The organism is Endozoicomonas arenosclerae (assembly GCF_001562015.1).
Taxonomy (GTDB): Bacteria; Pseudomonadota; Gammaproteobacteria; order Pseudomonadales; family Endozoicomonadaceae; genus Endozoicomonas_A; species Endozoicomonas_A arenosclerae.
Genome location: NZ_LASA01000095.1, coordinates 1 through 20,106 on the forward strand (window position 1 = coordinate 1; position 20,106 = coordinate 20,106).

Annotated in this window: 14 protein-coding genes; 5 read left to right on the forward strand and 9 right to left on the reverse strand. The window is 47.3% G+C overall.

Translation table 11 applies throughout. The features are described 5' to 3' along the window. The 9 genes from WG89_RS15145 to WG89_RS15185 form a co-directional block, all read right to left on the reverse strand. On the reverse strand, nt 1–639 hold a 639-nt coding region (locus WG89_RS15145), incomplete at its 3' end, for a hypothetical protein (protein WP_216638497.1). 77 nt (nt 640–716) lie between these two features. Further along, the gene (locus WG89_RS15150; RefSeq protein WP_062267596.1) at nt 717–1,595 is read right to left on the reverse strand and encodes a polysaccharide pyruvyl transferase family protein; all 879 of its coding nucleotides are present in this window, start codon (nt 1,593–1,595) and stop codon (nt 717–719) included. Nucleotides 1,596–1,598: 3 nt separating this feature from the next. After that, the gene (locus WG89_RS15155) at nt 1,599–3,080 is read right to left on the reverse strand and encodes an oligosaccharide flippase family protein (RefSeq protein ID WP_062267598.1); all 1,482 of its coding nucleotides are present in this window, start codon (nt 3,078–3,080) and stop codon (nt 1,599–1,601) included. A 73-nt stretch (nt 3,081–3,153) separates the two neighbouring features. Beyond that, complete coding sequence (locus WG89_RS15160) at nt 3,154–4,041, reverse strand: glycosyltransferase family 2 protein (protein WP_062267601.1); 888 nt, start codon at nt 4,039–4,041, stop codon at nt 3,154–3,156. Nucleotide 4,042: 1 nt separating this feature from the next. Further along, entirely contained in the window at nt 4,043–5,032 is a 990-nt protein-coding gene (locus WG89_RS15165; RefSeq protein ID WP_062267603.1) for a glycosyltransferase family 2 protein, read from the reverse strand. A gap of 25 nt (nt 5,033–5,057) precedes the next feature. Next, a complete protein-coding gene (locus WG89_RS15170; protein ID WP_062267605.1) occupies nt 5,058–6,287 on the reverse strand; it encodes an O-antigen ligase family protein in 1,230 nt (409 codons plus the stop codon). 4 nt (nt 6,288–6,291) lie between these two features. Continuing rightward, nucleotides 6,292–8,349: a GumC family protein gene (locus WG89_RS15175; RefSeq protein ID WP_062267607.1), complete on the reverse strand. Its 2,058-nt coding sequence runs from the start codon at nt 8,347–8,349 to the stop codon at nt 6,292–6,294. Then, nucleotides 8,349–8,903: a polysaccharide biosynthesis/export family protein gene (locus WG89_RS15180; protein ID WP_062267609.1), complete on the reverse strand. Its 555-nt coding sequence runs from the start codon at nt 8,901–8,903 to the stop codon at nt 8,349–8,351. Before WG89_RS15180 ends, WG89_RS15175 begins: the two co-directional genes overlap by 1 nt. Nucleotides 8,904–8,928: 25 nt before the next feature. Next, nucleotides 8,929–10,119 (reverse strand): hypothetical protein, encoded by a 1,191-nt coding sequence (locus WG89_RS15185; RefSeq protein WP_153301618.1) that lies wholly within the window; start codon nt 10,117–10,119, stop codon nt 8,929–8,931. A gap of 921 nt (nt 10,120–11,040) precedes the next feature. Here WG89_RS15185 and WG89_RS15190 point away from each other — a divergent pair. The 5 genes from WG89_RS15190 to WG89_RS15210 all read left to right on the forward strand — a co-directional run bounded on the left by WG89_RS15190 (nt 11,041) and on the right by WG89_RS15210 (nt 20,045). Continuing rightward, nucleotides 11,041–12,102 carry a PTS fructose transporter subunit EIIC gene (locus WG89_RS15190; protein WP_062267613.1) on the forward strand — a complete coding sequence of 354 codons (1,062 nt, stop codon included), beginning with the start codon at nt 11,041–11,043 and terminating at the stop codon, nt 12,100–12,102. Nucleotides 12,103–12,183: 81 nt separating this feature from the next. Next, the gene (locus WG89_RS15195) at nt 12,184–12,495 is read left to right on the forward strand and encodes a PTS fructose-like transporter subunit IIB (RefSeq protein ID WP_062267615.1); all 312 of its coding nucleotides are present in this window, start codon (nt 12,184–12,186) and stop codon (nt 12,493–12,495) included. Between the two features lie 286 nt (nt 12,496–12,781). Beyond that, a complete protein-coding gene (locus tag WG89_RS15200) occupies nt 12,782–15,124 on the forward strand; it encodes a GH92 family glycosyl hydrolase (RefSeq protein WP_062267617.1) in 2,343 nt (780 codons plus the stop codon). A 136-nt stretch (nt 15,125–15,260) separates the two neighbouring features. Further along, nucleotides 15,261–17,546: a GH92 family glycosyl hydrolase gene (locus tag WG89_RS15205; protein ID WP_062267619.1), complete on the forward strand. Its 2,286-nt coding sequence runs from the start codon at nt 15,261–15,263 to the stop codon at nt 17,544–17,546. A gap of 84 nt (nt 17,547–17,630) precedes the next feature. Then, a complete protein-coding gene (locus tag WG89_RS15210; RefSeq protein WP_062267621.1) occupies nt 17,631–20,045 on the forward strand; it encodes a GH92 family glycosyl hydrolase in 2,415 nt (804 codons plus the stop codon). Nucleotides 20,046–20,106 lie beyond the last annotated feature (61 nt).

Here is a 20,106-nt window from a genome sequence, read left to right on the forward strand (position 1 = left end):
CTGCAACAGCAAAGCTACTGAGGTATTTCTTGCCGTGTGGGTCTGCATGAAATGCAAGCGATCACAATAGAAATGGTCGAGGTTTGAATTAACCTTGATAAAAGGCAACCCGATTTTTTCAGCTACTGGCTTCAATGCTTCGTAGCGGTCATTGAAGAGTATTTCAGGGTTTGTCTTCTTGCCATGAGAGCCGACATTGTTATAGATCAGATGGGTTACTTTGAAGCCGGGCGAAACCTCTGAATAAAAGTAGTCAGCCAGCGTACAGTATGAATCAATGCCACCAGAAAAGCCGGTTGCCACGCCTTTGCCATCATACGAAGAATTGACGATCTGATCTGCACAAATTTCGATCAATTGCAGATGGGGCATAATACTTTTCAGTACATGTTGATAAGGTCCAGACAGATGATGGTAGAGGTGTTCAGAAACAGCACCCTCAACCTTGATAGGCTCCCCCCTGCTCATCGCCGGAATTAAAAGCGCTAATAATGCCGCGTCTGCTCTGTCCGACATCAGTTCGAAAAACTCATCTTGGACGGAGTATTTCAACGTCTCATTACCGAGGGCATGACTGATTCTTGCCGAGTACCTGGCTACACCATTACTGCGGGTTATTTCCGGTTTACTGATAATCATGGTCAAACATCTTCAATTTTTATTCTTCTGTTCAGGTCAGGAGTCTTCCTTGCTCTCTTTCCATCAGTAGAGCTGATTCAAACTTTAACGGGGGCAATGGTTGATAAAGCTTCCAGAGCCTGATGGGCTTTGCTCTTGAAAATAGCTTCATCACTGAGGAAGCCCGTTTCTTTAGATAGCCTATTTAAGCGACTTGCGGCGTCTTTAACGAAGTAATCCTGAGTAAAAGCCAGAACTCTTTCTGCTATCTGACTTTTTCTGCCCAGACCGGTTCCACCTGTTACCTTTGCCCAGAAATCCCTGATACTTGAAGCTGGCATGGGTTTAAACTCCAGTGTCATCTCCAGTGATTCGCTCCAGTCATACCATTTGTTTCGATGCTGACTGGCCAAAGGCTCCACAGCCAGCCAGGGAGTTCTCAGCGTATCGGCCAGAATGGCCCCATGCATAGCCTCTGAAATAACCAGTTCACTTTGCTGAATGTCATTCAGGATCTTCTTAACGTCATCACGTGGATCAATAAAATGGATATCTGCAAGCTCGCAAGCCTGCTTCCAATTCCCCCTCTCTATGCTTTGAAAATGAGGCATAAAGCTCGCTTTAAATCTTTTCTCAGTTGATGGTATGTCAGCAAAGTGTGTCAAAATCGCCGAGTCAGTAATCGCCAGGTTTTTATCCAGCCCCAGAAGAGCTGCAGTCCGGGGCCCCCGAACAAAACTGAACTGCCAGTTACCGTCATGCACATCAGGCAAGTCGGTGTAACCTCCGTAGCCTGATCCAACCACCAGTTTTTTGGCTCTGGGATTAAAATCGTTCCAGATGATTGACCCGACGCCTAAAAACAGCTGACTTTCATCATCATTAAAAAAGCCTGGCTCAATGAGTTCATCCCACAAAATGCTGTTCAACTCATCTCCGAAATTCGGCACTTCACCCCGGTAAAACGTTAACTTCATTGATCACCTGAAAATTAAGTTCAAACAGCATTCCAGCTTCTCAAACAGAGGCTGATATCTTGGCATCAGATCGCATAGCGTTGACTTGACTCGCTGATAATCCAGCAGCATGACGACAAACAGGTAAATAGAAGCAGCAATAGCTGCATCCACCACCAGATTAATGACTGGATGAAGCTGAAAAGTGCTCTCAGCCACATAGAGGACAGCACTGAATGAAAGACATCCCAGAATAGCTACCCGAATATTGCCCAGATACTCCGTCAATTTGAGATCCAGCAAGTCACAGGATTTGATCATGGAGATGGAGCAAAAAATAAACTTGCTGAAAACAAACACTACCAACAACAACGCCATGCCCTGGGAAGCTGCCAGCGCCGTCAGAGGCATAATTATCATCAGCAGGGTTACCTGTCTTCTCACCCACCACTGAGCATGATCACAGATCAGAATAATGCTCTTTTGTGGAACCCCCAGTGCAATGCTGAAGAGAATGATGCAGAACGCCTGAAAAACGCCCACGGCACTGCTCCACTGTTCTGTAAACAAGATGCTGAAGATCAGATCTGCTTCAATAAACAACAGGGTAAATACCGGAAACAGCAGCATGGAGGTGAGATAGACAGAGTTCTGAAATGAAGATCTGACCCGTTCAAAATCACTTTGTTGAGATGCCAGAAGAGGGAAGTTGACATCATTTATGGTGCCAATGCAGATATCACTGACAATATCCGAAAGCCGTTTGGCAACATTGAAAAAACCTAACTCTTTATTGCCAAGAAAGGAGCCGATGATGACAGAGTCGTAGTGTTTTCCCAGCTCTGAAAGCCCGGTAGTCACCGTGCTATACCAGCCGAATGAAGCCATCGACTTGAGTATACGCAATGAACAGTAGCACTTCAGGTAGCCTCTGGTAGGAATTAACACCGCGATAAAGTTAACCACTGAAAGTATGACCTGAGACCAAATCAGAGCCCAGACTCCAAAGTCAGCCTGAATGAGAGCAATTATGATGGCCGCCGACAGAAAAGTTGATAGCGTCACCCTGACGGCAATGGTTGTGTACTTCTGTTCACGCAGAAGCACTGCATTCAAAGTGTTAAACAAGCCATCAACGAGCAGCTTGAGGCAAAGAATTCTTAATGCCAGATTAAACACATCCGTTTGAAACCTGAACAGCGGCAGGTAGCTGAATCCAATCAATACTGCGCTGATCACCAGCGCAACCAGAAGATTGAACCAGAAAACACTGCTGATGTGCCGGCTATCAATCTCTTCAAATTTGATCAGACCGTCACGCCAGCCACTGGGAAGCAGGCAGGCCGCCAGAAATATCACTGCCAGGGCAAACGCCACCAGACCAAAATCTTCAGGACTGAGAATCCTGGCAGTGTAGGTAAAAACAGCAAAGGTTATGGCCGGTGGGAAAAACTTGCTGATAAACAGCCATATCACTCCCCTGGTCATTGAACTTTTATCGGACATACTGACTACTTAACCAGATTAACCTCGACGTCGAGGATTCCATTATTCTTGTTCTTCTCGGAAATCTCTGAAGCTAATACTGCTTCAGGTCATCTCTACCAATAAGCTTGGAAGTGACCCCAAGATGAAGGAAACCCCGTAATAACCAGTAGTTTCTCTTCACTGGATGTATTGATAACAGCAGTGAGCTGACAAAACAGATCAATACCTTGACCCCAGCTTTCGACAGCTCAATCGCACTGGTGTTGTTTCGATCAGCGATCAGCCGTTGGCCATGGGACTGCCCGGCACAATAACGTCTCTTGATCAACCAGCTTAACTTCGCCCTGTTTTCAGGCACTTCTTCATAAGCAACAGCATTCTCTTCATAGACCAGTTTTGCCCCCTTCTTGAACAAGCGGAAAAAAAACTCGGTATCTTCACCTCCCGTCTGTCCCAGAGACAGGCTGAAAGCTTCTCCACGAATGAATTCAGATCGCATATCCAAGAGTGTATTACCGGTGTAGCCGGTCTTGATAACACCCTCTTCATAGTCAGGTTTTGTCGTATGAAGATCGCAATGCTTCATCCATTCAGGACAAATTTCCGGATAAATGGCCATGACCGGTCCAAAAACTACCTGAGCGTCCGTACTTTCAGCTTTTACCAGCATGGCACTCAGCCATCCTTCAGAGACTTCTTCGTCATCATCAATAAAGATCAGATAGTCTGCAGCAAGATTGTTCAGGCAGGCATTTCTGGCTATAGATATATTTCGATAGGGAGCATGTACATAGCTAAGATTCAGACCGGTTTCAGCCGCTATAGCCAGAATTCGGCTCTTCATTACCGGCTCAAGATCATTGTCCGCCACTCTCACCGACAATTGCACACCTTCCGGAATCTTTTGCCGAGCCAGAGACTCTAATGTCTTTCTGATAGCTGGGCGCTGAAAAGTACAGATGGCTACGCATACATCCATATTAAAATGCTCTTCCCTGTAGTCGACTCCTCAATACCTTGACTAATTCACGACAAAACCCCAAAGACCATCCCATGTGCATCGCTGCAGCCGCCAAACCTGAAAGACAGCTGTATACAGAACGATTTCGGACACCTAAAACCAGCCCATATCCTGCACAAACCAATGTCCAGGCCGCTATGGGCAAAAAGAAGATATGATTGATGGGGACCAGCAACAATAATAACGCCGAAGGAAACACCAACATAGGCAGGGCCTGTCTCAGCTTCAGGGATTTCTTGTGCTGTATGGTATGGTTGGCTACTCCAACACCATTGCGATGATACTGAGCGAATAATGATGTCAGTGTACTTCTCGGATAATAGCTCATGACCGTTTCAGCAGTATGCCAGATTCTGTAACCCGCCTGTGTGAGTCGATGATCCAGCTCAAAGTCCTCATTCGCTATATACGACTCGTCATAGCCACCTACAGCGCGAAAAGCAGACACTCTCATCAATGCATGATGACCATGATTCACCCACTGTCCTTGCAGCACTTCTTTCCTGTGAGCCGAACCACCATTACCCAACCTTGAGTTCTGGGTGATGGCTACCATTTCCTGAAAGCGAGAGCTACCACAGCTTTTCATGGACACCACCACAGAATCAGCAGACGACCTGTCAAACTCGGCCATCAACTGGGCGATAAAGTCTTCAGGATATGTAGCATGTGCATCCAGCCTTATAAAACACTCATACCCTTCACCAAACTCTTCTATAGCAAGGTTGACCCCCGCACTTTGAATTTTCTTCGGATTATCCAACAGGCTTACCCGGCCATCCTCATCCGATAATCTTTTGACTATGTCACGGGTTCCATCACTGCTACCACCATCAGCTATCACGACTTTGCTTTTTTGATAATTATTTAAAATCTGTCGTATTAATGACTCAATATGAGAAGATTCATTGAGACAGGGAATCACTACCAGAACATCTTGTTCAGCCATACTTTAATCCTGCAAAACGGCTTTGTTATTGATAAACAATGCGGATGGGTTTGACTTCTGAACGAGGCGTCAGATAAACCCAGGAAAAACAGATCAGTAGCTGCATCATGGAAAACTCCCTGAACCAGCTAACCTCAAGAATGGTCTGAGAGAGCATGAAGATAAATATAAACACCGCATAGCTCTCCCGGCTGCCCAACGCTATTGAGCGCTCCAAAAGAACCCTGCGACACTGAATGAATATAACGACCAGAAAAATCGTTAATCCAACCGCTCCCAGTTCAATCAGAATGTCCACAAACATGTTGTGAAAGTTGAATTTAGCCCCGGATGCAAAGTTCAAAGCTTCCCAGATATCCTCTGCGACACCGTTTCCCTGATAAAAAACAGCCTGAAATCCAGCTCCCAAGACCGGGTTCGACCAAAAAAACTCTAGCCCTCTTTGCCAGATATAAGTTCGCCCGGTCAGAGTGGGGTCCTTGTTAAGGCTGTACATAAGCTCATCAAAATACCCCTGCGAGACAAAGATAACGATGGCAAAACCCAAACAAACAGCGGTAAGAATCAGAAAAAAATTGATAGCTCTGCGACTGAAACCTCTCATCTCCCAATTCAGGTAAAGGATGACAATCAGGCCAGCAACAACACTCATGATGACAGCCACCAGTCCACCCAGGGACTTCGCGTTAATCAGTACAATGAAACTGGTTAACATCAGCAGGGCTCCCAGCCCTCTGAAGATCAGTCCTTGGTGACGATTAAACATCAACGTCAGACCCGTAAAAACACTCAGAGCCGAGTGCACGGACAGAAAGTTTTTACTCTGGTAGATGCCGGTCAGAACCACTTCCTGAGTCAACCCATTGATCGCTGTTCTGCCAAAAAAAAGGGACATCAGCATCGCAATCAACATCGCACAAGCTGCTGCCGGCAGAAAAATATCGTCTCTAGTGCTTTCCGCCAGAACAATGGCAATTATGCTGGTAAGAAACAACTGAAAGCCGCTTCGAAGACTCTTGCCCGGCTGCTCAGACCATAGAAAAGAAAGCATGGCCAGTACAGGAATCAGCAGGATCACCCAGTGCCTGCGACAAAATGCCAGCGACTGACCATAATCGAGTATCAAAACCAGCATGCCTGCAGCCAGAAATATCAGCCCGGCCAATGCCCCAAACATGGAGTTGAACATCAACGAGAAAACAATGATGAAAGCTAATACAAACTGTCTGAGTTCTGACCTGTTAACAGAAATCAATGCTTTAGCTCTTATACAGAGTTCTTGAAGGGTCAGCCTTATTCAGTATCACACCTGCGATACTGGCTCCTGACTGAATAATACGCCCTGTTTCTGAACTGATACGCTCAACATTGGCTTTTCCTGCACCTACGACATACAGAACCCCATCACAGACCCTCGCCACCACTAAAGCATCACTTACCTTTTCAACCGGGGGGCAGTCTATAAAAACATAGTCGTATTGTTCCTTTAGCAACCCAAGCAGATTCGAAAACCTTTCAGAGGCAAGCAGCTCCTGTGCAGCCGCAGTTTCAAGCCCGGATGATAGAACGGCCAACTTTCCATGCTGAGTGATACAAGACTCAACCTGCGCCTGACTTTGCAGGATATCGACTAACCCTCCAGTGAAAACTTCATCGTCAAGATGCTGTTGAATAGCAGGCTTTCTCAGATTGGCTTCAACCAATAAAGTTCGTCCGAGCTCGGCAAAGGCCAGGGCCGTATTCAGTGCAATACTGGTTTTTCCCTCTGATGCTACCGTTGAAGTGACTGCAAACACCTTTTGATCTGGGCTGGACCGGTTCAACTGAATGCTAGAGCGAATGGTTCTGATAGATTCAGAAAACGTATCAGGAGACTCTGGAGAAAACCTCAAAAGACCTTTCCCTTTACGTTTAGGCTGTTTCTTTTCAGGTATTACCGCCAGTAGCCTCTGCTGAAGCTTTTCTTCAACATCTCTGGAGATCCGGATTGTGTTGTCCAACATTTCCCGGATCACAACCAAGACTAAAGACAAGACAAGAGCGATGACAGCGGCCGCCATAACTATCAGCTTCTTTTTCGGACTGTAAGGATGCAGAGGCACAATGGCTTCATCAATAATTCTGGCATTGCTGGTATTCAGATCAGAAGTAGCCTGGGTCTCACCAATACGGGTAAAGAAAACATCGTATAGATCCCGCTTCGTCTGAACCTGACGCTCCAGCTCATTCAGTCGAAACTGTTTACGGTTGATTTCTTGAACCTGGGCTCTGGCTTTTCCAACATTGGCCTGAACCGCTTTCTCACTGGCCAGCGCCACTTCATACTCTCGCTCTGCACCCTGAACAATTTTTCTTATCTGCTTCTGGACGTTCTGATTAATGCTTTCAAGTTTGCTGAGTGCGGACTTCATCTTCGGGTGCTTGGGCCCATAACGACGAGAGAGTTCCTCAACTTCTCGCTCCAGTACCGACTTGTCTTCCTTCAGCCTCTGTATCAAGCCACTTTGAAGAACAACAGGTAGAGAACCCAGGTCCTCAAAGTTATCTTTTCCGGTATTCCTGATTTGCAGATAGACACTTTCTACTTTAGCCAGCTGCCCCCGAATGGCCGCCAGGGACTGAGTGAGCGCGGTTAACTCACTTCTGGACAATACCAGATCTCCTCCCAGATCGATCAATCCTTCACGGTCTCGGTAACTCTGAAGAGCCTGCTCTGCCTCTTCAAGCTCTGCTGTCAGATCCTTGAGCCGGACCTGCATCCAGCCTTTGGCATGGGTTGTCACTGCCAGTCTTGAATCGAGCCAGGCTTCTTTATAGGCATGGGCAATAGCATTTGCAGCACTTGCAGCCAGCTCCGGATCTTCGGACTGATAGGCGATGTAAACGATCTGGGTTTTTCTAACGGGACTGACAGAAACTTGCTTAGCAAACTCATCCAGCAGCATGTTGAAACCCTGCTCAGAGTTGTCCAATGACATCTTGCCCTGCCTGATCAGATCACGCAGGGCTCTCTCCATGACAGCCCTCGATCTCAGGATTTCATATTGAGTGTTCAGATAGGTATCACTGCCGGCAATGCCATAGACGTCTTTGATAGAAATAATGCTCTTATCCCTGTCTTCAATCATCAGTGTCGCAGTTGCCCGATACTGAGGTTTGAGACTCTGCACATAGAAAACGGCAGCTAACGTCACAAGAAGAGTAAAAGCCGGAATCAACCATCGATAAATCTTCAAAACACTGAAGAGTTCACTGATGGATATAACTTCTGTATCTCTCGACTTTACTACGGTTGAATACTGTACAGGCTGATTCATCAAAAGAAGCTTTCTTGGACGTTAATGATATCACCTGGCTGAAGGCGTTCGTTCAGCTTGAAGGTCAAGGTACTTTGTTCTCCCTGAACATCTTCCCTGACAACTTTTACCGTTTTCTTAGAAGCCCGCTCGGTAAAACCACCCGCCAGCGCTACCGCTTTTCCTAATGTCAGCCCGGGCTCAAAAGCAAAGGCACCTGGCTTTTTAACCTGGCCCCTTACAAAAAACTTGCGATACTCCAGTATTCTCACTGTGACACTAGGCTCAACCAGATAATCTCCTCTGAGCTTGCCTTCAATGTATCTTTGCAAGCGTCCTACTGACATCCCGCTGACTTTAATCTCACCAATAAATGGCATGGAAATGGTGCCGGCATCACTGAGCCTGGTTTCTTTCAGACCCATCTCTGCTTCGCCATAGACCGTGACACTGATTCGATCGCCCACACTGAGCTGATAAGATGAGCTTTCCAAAGAATTGAGATTGCTCAGGGCAACAGAAGAAAACAAACTGGTCAGTAGAAACAGCTGGATTATTGTTATTATTTTTTTCACTTCTTACGTCCATATAACCTCTGGTTCAGAGGCTGAATTTTCCGGTCAATACATAACGGTTTCGAGCGTATCCTTCTGGCTCAGATTCAGGAGAAACAGGATCCTCTCTCCTGACGGTATATTCCCAGTCCAACGATACAGTGAGCCAACGTCGTGGCTCATAGGATAAGCCAAGTGAGTATTTATAAATGTCTCTCTGTTTAAGACTGGTACCCAATCCATCAAGTACCCAGTCATCTGAAAAACTCCAGCCCACTCTGCTGGTTAATCTTTCTCTCCAGTCATGACGCCAAGAGAACCGAATAAAACGGCCTCGGGTGAAATCAGCACTTTGTGGCTCATCAGAATCCAAACCATAGTCCTGGCCGGTTGTCAGCCTGATTATCGAGTAAGTTCTCGGCTTGTAGGTGAGACCTGCATCCCATCCGGTAAAACCTTCTTTTCCTGCCTGACTCGCATCGGTTGCTCTGTATCGACGACCCAGTTTAAGAAAGAACGATGTCTTTGGGCTGTAATCCCAGTTAAAGCCAGCCAGATAACTGGTGATTACATAGCCTGTACTGTTCAGATCAAGATATTGTAATGAACGACGAGAGGCTTCGAATACTGCATCTGTGTCAGGCTTCAATTGCAAGTAAAATGATGAGCCATATTCTTCTACCTGCCGATCGTAGAAATCATCATCTTCATAGTTTCTAGTGTTTAGCTGATATTCAAAGTCTATGTGGGCTTTCGCCTTTTTAGAGCCAAAACCATATTTTCCAGAAATCATCCGCTGCCTGTATTCAGGAAAGAGGCTTTCCCCCTCTTCTTCTGAGCCAACATCATGAGATACTTCATCGTTTATCTTCATATTGATTCTATGTCGGCTATTCAGTTCATGCTTGATCGTTCCTGAAAGACCATAATCTAGAAAACTTCCTGATTGAAACCTTGAATAATCATTTCTAGCTGTACTTAAGGTCAGTTTATAGAGGTTGTTGTCATTCTTAAGAAAAGAAGAAAATTGCTGACTAAGAACATAAACCTGAGAGCCTGTCTTGCTGTGACTGCGAAAGACATTATCATCATATTTAGCCTCTGCCGTGATGTCTGCATGCAGACATACAGAATCAAGAGACAAAACCCTTATACACTCGTCGGCCCTAATACTTGAGGAAAAGATAAAGAGAAGAAGAAGGCTTTTCCTAACGAGTCTACAATCAATATCCGTCACAGCTTCTTCTTCACTATTTATCTCTTGCTAACTCTTGAACCAAGCAGACTTTCTTCTCGATATGACTTTTGGGCACGCTACCGCCCTTCAACTTACACCCGATTGTTGAAACGGAAACGACCAAGATAATAAAAGACAGAATCTAACTTCATCCTTGATGTTTCCAAGTAACTAACGAGGGTAAAATCAACCTCACACGCTTTCGGCAAGAGTAAAGAGTTGATTTCATGATCGTTCCTTGATCACAGCAGTAATTTCATGAATCGCATCACACTCTGACACGACACATTTGGCTTACAGAACCTAAGAACTATAAAGTGTTATCTCATGGGTACTTATTTACTGTTTTTCTTTATCATTCTGTACTGAGATTTTCTCCTGCTCTCAAAATTCGCAAGAAAACCCACAGTAAAAAAACCTACACAACACCGTAATGCTATCGAAAGACGAATGACTTATATGCATTTTCCGAAGCAGATGATTACAAAAATACATTTTCAGTTCAATAATCAAACAGAATTTTAAAACCACTATTTTTTTAAGGTTTTTTCGCCTGTCTTATCTCCTTGTTACATTTTTTCTATCGTCTCTTTGGAAAAATTGATATTCAACGAGCGTTGCATAAGTGAAGATAATGGCTAACAAAATAGTTAATCAACATAGATTAATTGTGAGCTGATATATATTGCCGTTCAAAACCAGATATTCACTCTTTTCCCCTTATTAACATTCATTTATTTTCACTATTTTCATTTGTTGATATACGTCAACAAATGTTCACGTTGTTACAAAAGTCCGTCATACGTTTCATTTGTCAGATTTCCGCTGCATTTTTCTTCTCTTATAGTTTTCAACAATGTTAACGAGCTGTTCAGGTTTGTGACCCCTTTTTACAGCACCTGATGAAGAGTAGAACCCGATATGAAGAATGATCTTGCAACCCTGAAGCGGCATCTGCTGACAGGTACCAGCCACATGCTGCCCTTTATCGTCGCCGGTGGTGTATTGCTGGCTTTGTCGGTGATGCTGAACGGTAAAGGCGCCCAACCTGAAGGCGTTTTCCTGACCGGCATCTGGGACATGGGGATTGCAGGATTTACTCTTTTTGTACCGGTTCTGGGTGGCTATATTGCTTACTCTATTGCCGATCGCCCTGCTCTGGCTCCTGGCATGATCGGTGCCTATCTGGCTAACGCCAACGGTACCGGTTTTCTGGGTGCCATCATTGTTGGCTTTCTCGCGGGTTACATCGTTAATCAGCTAAAAAGAATTCCACTGTCTAACAAGTTCAAGGCAGTTTCCACCTACTTCATCCTGCCAATAGGCGGCACTTTTATTGTATCTGCCATCGTTATCTGGGGTATTGGCCAGCCTATCGCTGCTCTGATGGAAGCCCTGAATGGCTGGCTGTCAGGCATGGGTGACGCATCAAAAGTTGCCCTGGGCACTGTTCTGGGTGGTATGACTGCATTCGATATGGGTGGCCCAATCAACAAAGTAGCTACCCTGTTTGCCCAGACCCAGGTTTTCGAACATCCGGAACTGATGGGCGGTGTCGGTGTTGCTATCTGTGTACCTCCTCTGGGTATGTTCCTGGCCACCCTGCTCTCTAAAAGCCGTTACACCGACGAAGAGCGTGAAGCTGGTCGTGCCGCTGGCCTGATGGGCATGATCGGTATTACTGAAGGCGCTATTCCTTTCGCCGCCAACGATCCGCTGCGTGTTATCCCATCCATTGTCGCCGGTGGCATCGTGGGTAACGTGATTGCTTTCCAGATGGGGGTTTTGAACCACGCACCATGGGGTGGCTGGATTGTCCTGCCGGTAGTTGATGGTCGCATGGGCTACATCATTGCCACTATCGCAGGTGCTGCCACTACCGCACTGATTGTGAACATCCTCAAGAAACCTATTGATCAGAAGGCTGAAGAAAAAGAAGAAGCACTGGATAACTCTGACGATCTGGTTCTCGAATTCGACTGAACAATAAAGAGCTCCGCCAAAGCGGAGCTCCAGACACCTGACAAAACCTTTGGTTTCAACAGATTTAAACGGAGTAAAACGATGAAAATGCTGGCTGTTACTTCCTGTCCTTCCGGTGTAGCTCACACTTACATGGCGGCAGAAGCACTGGAAAATGCTGCAAAGGAGAAAGGCTGGAACGTCAAGGTAGAAACCCAGGGCTCCTACGGTATTGAAAACAGAATTGAGCTGGAAGAAATCCGTGATGCCGACTTTGTGCTGCTCACGAAGGACATTGCCATCAAGGAAGAAGGCCGCTTCACCGGCAAGCCCATCATTCGTGTAGGTGTAGCGGATGCAGTAAAAAAAGCACCTCAGATCGTTGAGCAAATTGAAAAGAAACTGAAGAAGTAAGTCCTGCACCTTGCATCGGTCACACCCTGATCGATGCAGAGAATAAAAAACGTAACTAAATTGTCGTCCCCTCAGGCCCTGTTGCGACCAACCCATGACCTGAACGACAAACCCCATTTAAGCGGGCTGTCCTGAAACTGGCACCCACCCGGATTCAGAGAGCTACCCACTCTGACAGCCCGCTTACTTAAAGATAAAGAATCAGCCAATCGTTATTAGGGCATCACTCACACACTGCCTGACGGGACTCGGCTGCTTCAAATAAGCTTTCTGGCAAGGTACACACATGTTGTTTAGAAAAAGTGTTCTCTCTGCGGCCATCGCCATCACACTTGCAGCTCTGGCAGGTTGTGACTCCAATGATGATGAAGAAACGGTAGTATCCGGTGGTGAAGACAGTGCCATCCATGTGGAAGGCCCAGGGATTCTGAAATATGTTGACCCCTTCATCGGTACTGGTTTTAACGGTCACACATTCCCCGGTGCAGTTCTCCCTGAAGGTTTTGTTCAGTTAAGTCCCGATAACCAGTTAACAGGCTGGCATTCATCCAGCGGTTATCATTATGACAATGACACGATCTATGGCTTCAGCCATACCCACCTCAGTGGCACCGGTATTGGCGACCTCGGCGATATCCTCTTCCTGCCTTTCACGGGCGACAAGAGTGAATCCAGCAAGTTCCGTAAATCCCAGGAAGGCGCCAAGCCCGGTTTTTATCAGGTTGAATTGGACGACACGGGAATTGTTGCAGAGCTTACTGCTACTCAACGTGTTGGCATGCATCGTTACACCTTCCCGGAAGGTGAAACACAAAAGCTGAAGATTGACCTGGGCCACACCCTGAATGAAGACTGGGGCGGCGTCAGCCTGATCAATGAGCTTGAAGTGGTGGATGACTATACCGTTATTGGCAAACGATACAGCGGTGGCTGGGCGCCTGATCAGCGTGTTTACTTCACAGCAAAATTCAACAAGCCCATAGCGAAATACATCATTACCAGTATGGGAGAGGCTCAAGCAGGCAGCAGCTATAAAGCCGAAGGCAGTGATGTTGTCGCTTACATCGAATTTGAGCAGGACAGTTCACCTCTGGAAGTCAAAGTAGGTCTGTCTCCAGTCAGCACTGACGGAGCTGAGGCAAACCTGGCGGCAGAAGCGGATGAACTCACTTTCGACGAAGCGGTCACCAAAGCGGAAAATATCTGGCTGGATAATCTGGACGACTTTGAGGTTGAAGGCGGCACCGATGCCGAACTGACCAATTTCTACACCGCCTTATATCACACCAAGATTGCCCCAATGGTTCATCAGGATGTTGATGGAACCTATCTTGGTATGGACAAGAATGAATACCGTCCGGGAGAAGATGGCGTTCCAGCCAACTACCAGAACTACACCGTCTATTCCATGTGGGACACATTCCGCGCCCTGCACCCGCTGAAAACCATCACCGAGCCTGAAAAAGCCGGTGAATATGCAGTAAACCTTGTTCAGAAATACAAAGAGGGTGGACTGTTACCCAAGTGGGAGTTGCACTCCAACTATACCGGCACAATGGTGGGCTACCCGTCTGTAGCCATTATTGCCGACGCCATGGTCAAAGGTCTGGCTGATAATGTCGATGCCAAGGCGGCTCTGGAAGCTGCCGTAGCCAGCTCAACTTATCACCCTCAGGATTTCCCTGAATGGGACCCCTACATCCTGAACCGGGTAATGACACCTCATATTGCCTACATCGAACAAATTGGTTTTGCTCCGGCAGACAAGACCAACGAATCCGTTTCCTACGGTCTTGAGAACGCCTATTACGACTGGACTATCTCACTGATTGCCGAGATCGCTGGCGATAATCAGAAGAAAAAGGAATATGAAGATAGAGCTCAGGGCTACCGCCAGTACTTTGATTACAAGCCAGATGCTTACGCTGAACACAATGCAACCGGCTTCATGCGCCCAAAAATGCTCGATGGCAGCTGGAGAGAACCTTTTGATCCTTATAATGCCGAGCATGAAACCGGTGACTACACAGAAGGGAACTCCTGGCAGTGGACCTGGTTTGTGCCTCAGGACATTCCTGGCCTGAAAGACGTTATGGGCGGTGAAGAGGCTTTCAAACAGAATCTGAACGCACTCTTCAATGCTCGTGAAGACGAAGGCACCAGTGATATGACCGGCCTGATTGGTCAGTACGTTCAGGGTAATGAGCCTGATCAGCACGTCCCTTATCTCTATAACTACACAGACACGCCGTGGAAGACTCAGGAAATTGTCGACAAGATTCTGGACGAATTCTACCTGCCAACACCTGAAGGCATCGTAGGAAATGAAGATGTGGGTGCCATGTCTGCCTGGTATGTCATGAGTGCCCTGGGCTTCTACCAGATCACTCCGGGGGATGCGACATACACCATTGGTCGTCCACTCTTTGACAAGGTCACTATTCCACTGGGTGACGATGGCACCTTCACCATCACCGCTGAAAACAATGGGCCCGATAACATCTATGTCCAGAGCGTATCCATTAATGGTCATGAGCTGGAAGAAGGCTTGTTCTTCGAACACTCCGAATTCAGGGATGGTGGCAATCTGACCTTTGTCATGGGACCTGAACCCAAAACTCTGAACTGATTCAGGAGGGAGCCTGCTCCCCCCTTTTATTCCCCTTACCCTCAGGGTTCCTGGCCTTACTCTATGAGCAGGCTATGGGACTCTGCATGCCTGAAAAAGCCATTTAGAGCTTAACCGGGCGCTCGCTGGAGTGAATATGCTTAAGAAAAGTCTGCTGGCTCTCACCATTGCCGCCACCCTTGGAACACTGGCCGGATGTGATTCCAATGATGATGAATCAACCGTTTCTAATGAAACGACAGATCTCCTTCAGTACGTAAATCCTTTTATTGGTACTGGCGGATCAGGCCATACTTTCCCCGGGGCTGTGGCGCCACAGGGTATGGTTCAACTCAGCCCTGATACCACTCTGACCGGCTGGGATTCCGCCAGTGGTTACCACGACAATGGTAAAAGAAAGAAAAACATTCCCGTTTATGGCTTCAGCCACACTCACCTGAGTGGCACAGGTGTAACCGATCTGGGTGACATCCTGGTGCTTCCTTACAGCGATGGAGAGCAGTCTGAACAAGCCACTTTTGACAAGAGCAACGAGTCTGCCAGCGCCGGATATTATCAGGTGACATTTAATGAATCCGACATCAAAGCTGAACTGACCACCAGCAAACGTGTAGGCTTCCATCGGTACACTTTCCCAGAGGGCCGCCCTCGAAACATCAAGCTTGATCTTGGACACACACTGGATCCTGAACGCAACGGCAGCATCACCAATGAAATTGAAATCATTGATGAGTACACCATCCGTGGACGCCGCCTCAGTGGCGACTGGGTCAAGAATCAGGATATCTACTTTTACGCGAAGTTTTCTGCTCCCATCAAAGATTCCAGAATCCTTGCCAGTACTTCAGAGTTTGAAGCTCCTGAAGGCAAGATAGAAGGCCAATACATTCAATCCTATCTGGAGTTTGAACCTGGCACTGAACCACTTGAGGTTAAACTGGCCATCTCTCCAGTCAGTACCGAAGGGGCACAGAAAAACCTCGAAGCCGAAGTACCTGACTGGGACTTCACTGCCGTCAAAACCCAGACTGAGAACGAGTGGCGAGAAGAACTTTCTGCAATCGATATTCAGGGTGGCAGCGAAGTTGAAAAAACCAACTTTTATACCGCCATGTACCACTCCCAGATGGCCCCCATGATTTATCAGGATGTCGATGGCCAATACCGGGCTATGTACGGCGGTGAAGAACAGCGGATTGAAACAGCCGAAGAAGATCTGCCCAACTACTCCATTTACTCCATGTGGGACACCTTCCGTGCTGTCCATCCTCTGCAAACCATCATTTACCCCGAACGTGCTGAGCAGTACGCCAATGACCTGATTCGCAAACAGCAGCATGGTGGCCTGCTGCCCAAGTGGGAAGCGCACTCCAGCTATACCGGAACCATGATTGGGTATCCTGCGGTTATCATCATTGCTGACGCCATCAATAAAGGTCTCGATGTTGACCCCAATGCCGCACTGGAAGCCGCTCTGACCAGTACCAACTACCACCCCGAAGATTTCGAGCAGCAGTGGGGAGATATCCTTGGGTCCGTAATGCCCGGCCAGATGGAGTACTACGAAGATTATGGCTTTGTGGGGACACCCAACTGGAACTCGGTTTCCTACACACTTGAGTTTGCCATCGGTGATGGTTCTGTCGCCCAGACTGCTCAGGCAGCTGGCCGGACCGAAATTGCCGACCGTTACCTTGAACGATCAAAGTCGTATAAAGCACACTGGAAGGATGGCTTTTTCCAGCCAAGAGAACAGTTTGAAGGCGAATTCCTGCCTGAGTTTGATCCTTATACGGTTGACCATTACTGGTACACCGAAGGTAACGCCTGGCAATGGAAGTGGAGTGCCATGCACGACATTGACGGTCTGATTGAACTGATTGGTGGCCCGACTGAATTAGGCAATGATCTGGACGAGCTGTTTACTGCCGATGAGGGAGAAGACGGTGGCGACCTGCAGGACATGACCGGCTTCATTGGCCAGTACGTTCATGGTAACGAGCCTTCTCACCACGTTGCCTACCTCTACAGCCTGAGTGACACTCCCTGGAAGAGCCAGAAGTATCTGGACCAGATCATGGATGAGTTTTACACCAATGAGTCCAACGGCCTGATTGGCAATGAGGATGTTGGCCAAATGTCCGCCTGGTACATCCTCAGTGCCATGGGCTTCTACCAGATCAACCCTTCTGATCCTACCTACACCATTGGCCGCCCCCTGTTCGACAAGGTCAGCATAGATGTCGAAGGAGGCGAGTTCACCATCATTGCTGAGAACAACGGCCCGGATAACAAATATGTCCAGGAAGTCACCATCAATGGTGAACCTCTGGATGAAAACCTCACCTTCCAGCATAAAGACATCAAGGCGGGTGGTGAATTGCGCTTTGTCATGGGAAGCACACCCAACAAGGAACTCTGAGTTAAAAGGCTCTGCTGATGCAGAGCCTCCAACCTATTAAACGACATTTTATTTCTATTTCAGTTTTTCTTCAGGGTACAAAAGATGTTCAAAAAAAGCATAACCGCTCTTGCCGTTGCTGCGGTATTGGCGGGCCTTTCTGGCTGTGATGATAACAGCAGCAGTGACAACAGCAGCACACAGGGTGGCTACGTAGAGCCGGAAATTCTCAAATACGTTGACCCCTTTATTGGCACAGACGCTACCGGTAACACCACGCCTTCAGCGGTTTATCCGGAAGGCATGATTCAGCCCGGACCTGACTCAGTCAATGATGATGGTACCTCCGGTGATTACAAGTATTGGAAAGACACCATCAGTGGCTTCAGCACCACTCATATTTCCGGTGCTGGCAAAGGCGACTTGAATGATTTTGCCTTCCTGCCCTTCATTGGCTTTGATTCCGACCCAGCCAAATTCAGTAAAGAGACTGAAGAAGCCTCACCCGGTTATTACGCGGTTCAATTCGACAAGAGCGATATTAAAACTGAACTGACAGTGACCAAGCGAGTAGCCCTCCATCGTTACACCTATCCAGAGGGTGAGAGCCGAAAGCTGAAGCTCGATCTCGGGCATGAGCTGCAGGAAATTTATGGCAATCACAGCCGGGAAATTGATTTTCAGGTGATTGGCGATAATGCCATTGCCGGTAAACGGGTCAGCAATGAGTGGGCTCAATACCAGACAGTGTACTTTTATGCAGAATTTACTGAGCCTTTTGTTGAATACATGGCCATGGATGAAGGCGAGAACACCGATAACAAAAACATTGAAGACAGTCGTGATGTGATTGCTTTCCTGGACTTTGGCGAGGGCAACAAACAACTGGGTATGAAGATTGCCATCTCACCCAACAGTATTGATGGCGCCAAAGCCAATATTGATGCAGAAACCGATGGCTTCGAGTTTGATCAGATCCGTCAGAATGCTGCCGATGCCTGGGCAGAGACCCTGAGCAAAATTGAGCTTAAGGGGGGAACAGAAGCTGAGAAAACCAACTTCTATACCTCCATGTACCACACCTATTTTGCCCCCTTCCTTTATCAGGATGTTGATGGACAGTACCGGGGAATGGATGGCCAGTCCTATCAGGCAGACCCTGATCGACCAAACTATTCCATTTACTCCATGTGGGACACCTTCCGTGCTTCTCACCCTCTGAAAACCATTACCGAAAAAGAACGCTCCATTGAGTATGTTCACGATCTGATCAACAAATTCAAAAAAGGCGATGTACTGCCAAAGTGGGAGATTCACTCTGACTACACCGGTGAGATGCCGGGATACCCTTCTGTTTCCATCATTGCAGATACCATGGTCAAGTATCCGGAAGCCTTTACCCAGCAAGACTTTGAAGATGCTTTAGAGGCAGCTCTGGTAAGCTCCAACTTTGATCTGTCCATTACACATGACTGGATTCCTTACGAAGATGAGTGGAACGGCGACAAACGCTGGATTGTTATGACTCGTCACTCTGAATATCAGGAAAAAGATGGATTTGTTGGCTCAGATATTCGCAAGAAGCCTTCCGATATATACGACACCATCGTAACTGAAACCGTTTCTTACGGTCTGGAGAATGCTTACTACGACTGGGCTATTGCCCAAATCGCCAAGTTGGCGGGAAATCAGGATCAGTACGAGCGCTATATCCAGCGTTCAGAAGCCTTCGTAAACTACTTCGACCATAACCCTGCCTACTACGAAGAATACGGCGCAACAGGCTTTATGCGTCCGAAAAACCGTGATGGCAGCTGGACCTTCAATGACTGTTCTGGTGAAGGGGAATGTGCTGAGGAAGACAAGGATATCTTTAACCCTTACGTAGCTGAGCACCGAGGTGAAGACTTTACAGAAGGCAGCACCTGGCAATGGTCATGGTTTGCTCCCCACGACATTAACGGCTTGATGGAAGTCATGGGCGGTGAAGACAGCTTCCGCAAAAATCTGGACGCCCTGTTCAATGCCGACCCTCAGGGAGGCAATGATACCGGCGATATGACCGGCAAGATTGGCCAGTACGTTCAGGGTAACGAGCCTGATCACCATGTGCCTTTCCTGTACAGCTACACCCAACAACCCTGGAAAACCCAGGAGCATCTCGACCAGATTCTGGACACACTCTACCTGCCGACCCCCGAAGGCATTCCCGGCAATGAAGATGTTGGCCAGATGTCCGCCTGGTACATGATGGCGGCCATGGGCTTCTATCAGATTTCACCTTCTGATCCTACTTACACCATTGGCAGACCGCTGTTCGACGAAGTCACTATCCAGCTGGCTGAAGGCGAATTCACGATCACCAGTGAAAACAATGGGCCAGACAATCTTTATGTTCAGGAAGTCACCATCAACGGTGAGCCTCTGGATGAAAACTTCACCTTCCAGCATGAAGACATTAAACCCGGCGGCAACCTGCACTTTGTGATGGGTGATCAGCCCAATAAAGAGCTCCGTTAAGACCACGCTGAAGAGGAGCCTGCCTCCTCTTTCCCCTCGACTATCGAAAAACAGGAAGTAA

Excerpts from the sequence above, each read along its gene's own strand:
- WG89_RS15150 (WP_062267596.1), bottom strand. The coding sequence starts at position 1,595 with ATGAAGTTAACGTTTTACCGGGGTGAAGTGCCGAATTTCGGAGATGAG.
- WG89_RS15210 (WP_062267621.1), top strand. The coding sequence starts at position 17,631 with ATGTTCAAAAAAAGCATAACCGCTCTTGCCGTTGCTGCGGTATTGGCG.
- WG89_RS15190 (WP_062267613.1), top strand. The coding sequence starts at position 11,041 with ATGAAGAATGATCTTGCAACCCTGAAGCGGCATCTGCTGACAGGTACC.
- WG89_RS15205 (WP_062267619.1), top strand. The coding sequence starts at position 15,261 with ATGCTTAAGAAAAGTCTGCTGGCTCTCACCATTGCCGCCACCCTTGGA.
- WG89_RS15155 (WP_062267598.1), bottom strand. The coding sequence starts at position 3,080 with ATGTCCGATAAAAGTTCAATGACCAGGGGAGTGATATGGCTGTTTATC.
- WG89_RS15165 (WP_062267603.1), bottom strand. The coding sequence starts at position 5,032 with ATGGCTGAACAAGATGTTCTGGTAGTGATTCCCTGTCTCAATGAATCT.
- WG89_RS15195 (WP_062267615.1), top strand. The coding sequence starts at position 12,184 with ATGAAAATGCTGGCTGTTACTTCCTGTCCTTCCGGTGTAGCTCACACT.
- WG89_RS15160 (WP_062267601.1), bottom strand. The coding sequence starts at position 4,041 with ATGGATGTATGCGTAGCCATCTGTACTTTTCAGCGCCCAGCTATCAGA.
- WG89_RS15200 (WP_062267617.1), top strand. The coding sequence starts at position 12,782 with ATGTTGTTTAGAAAAAGTGTTCTCTCTGCGGCCATCGCCATCACACTT.
- WG89_RS15175 (WP_062267607.1), bottom strand. The coding sequence starts at position 8,349 with ATGAATCAGCCTGTACAGTATTCAACCGTAGTAAAGTCGAGAGATACA.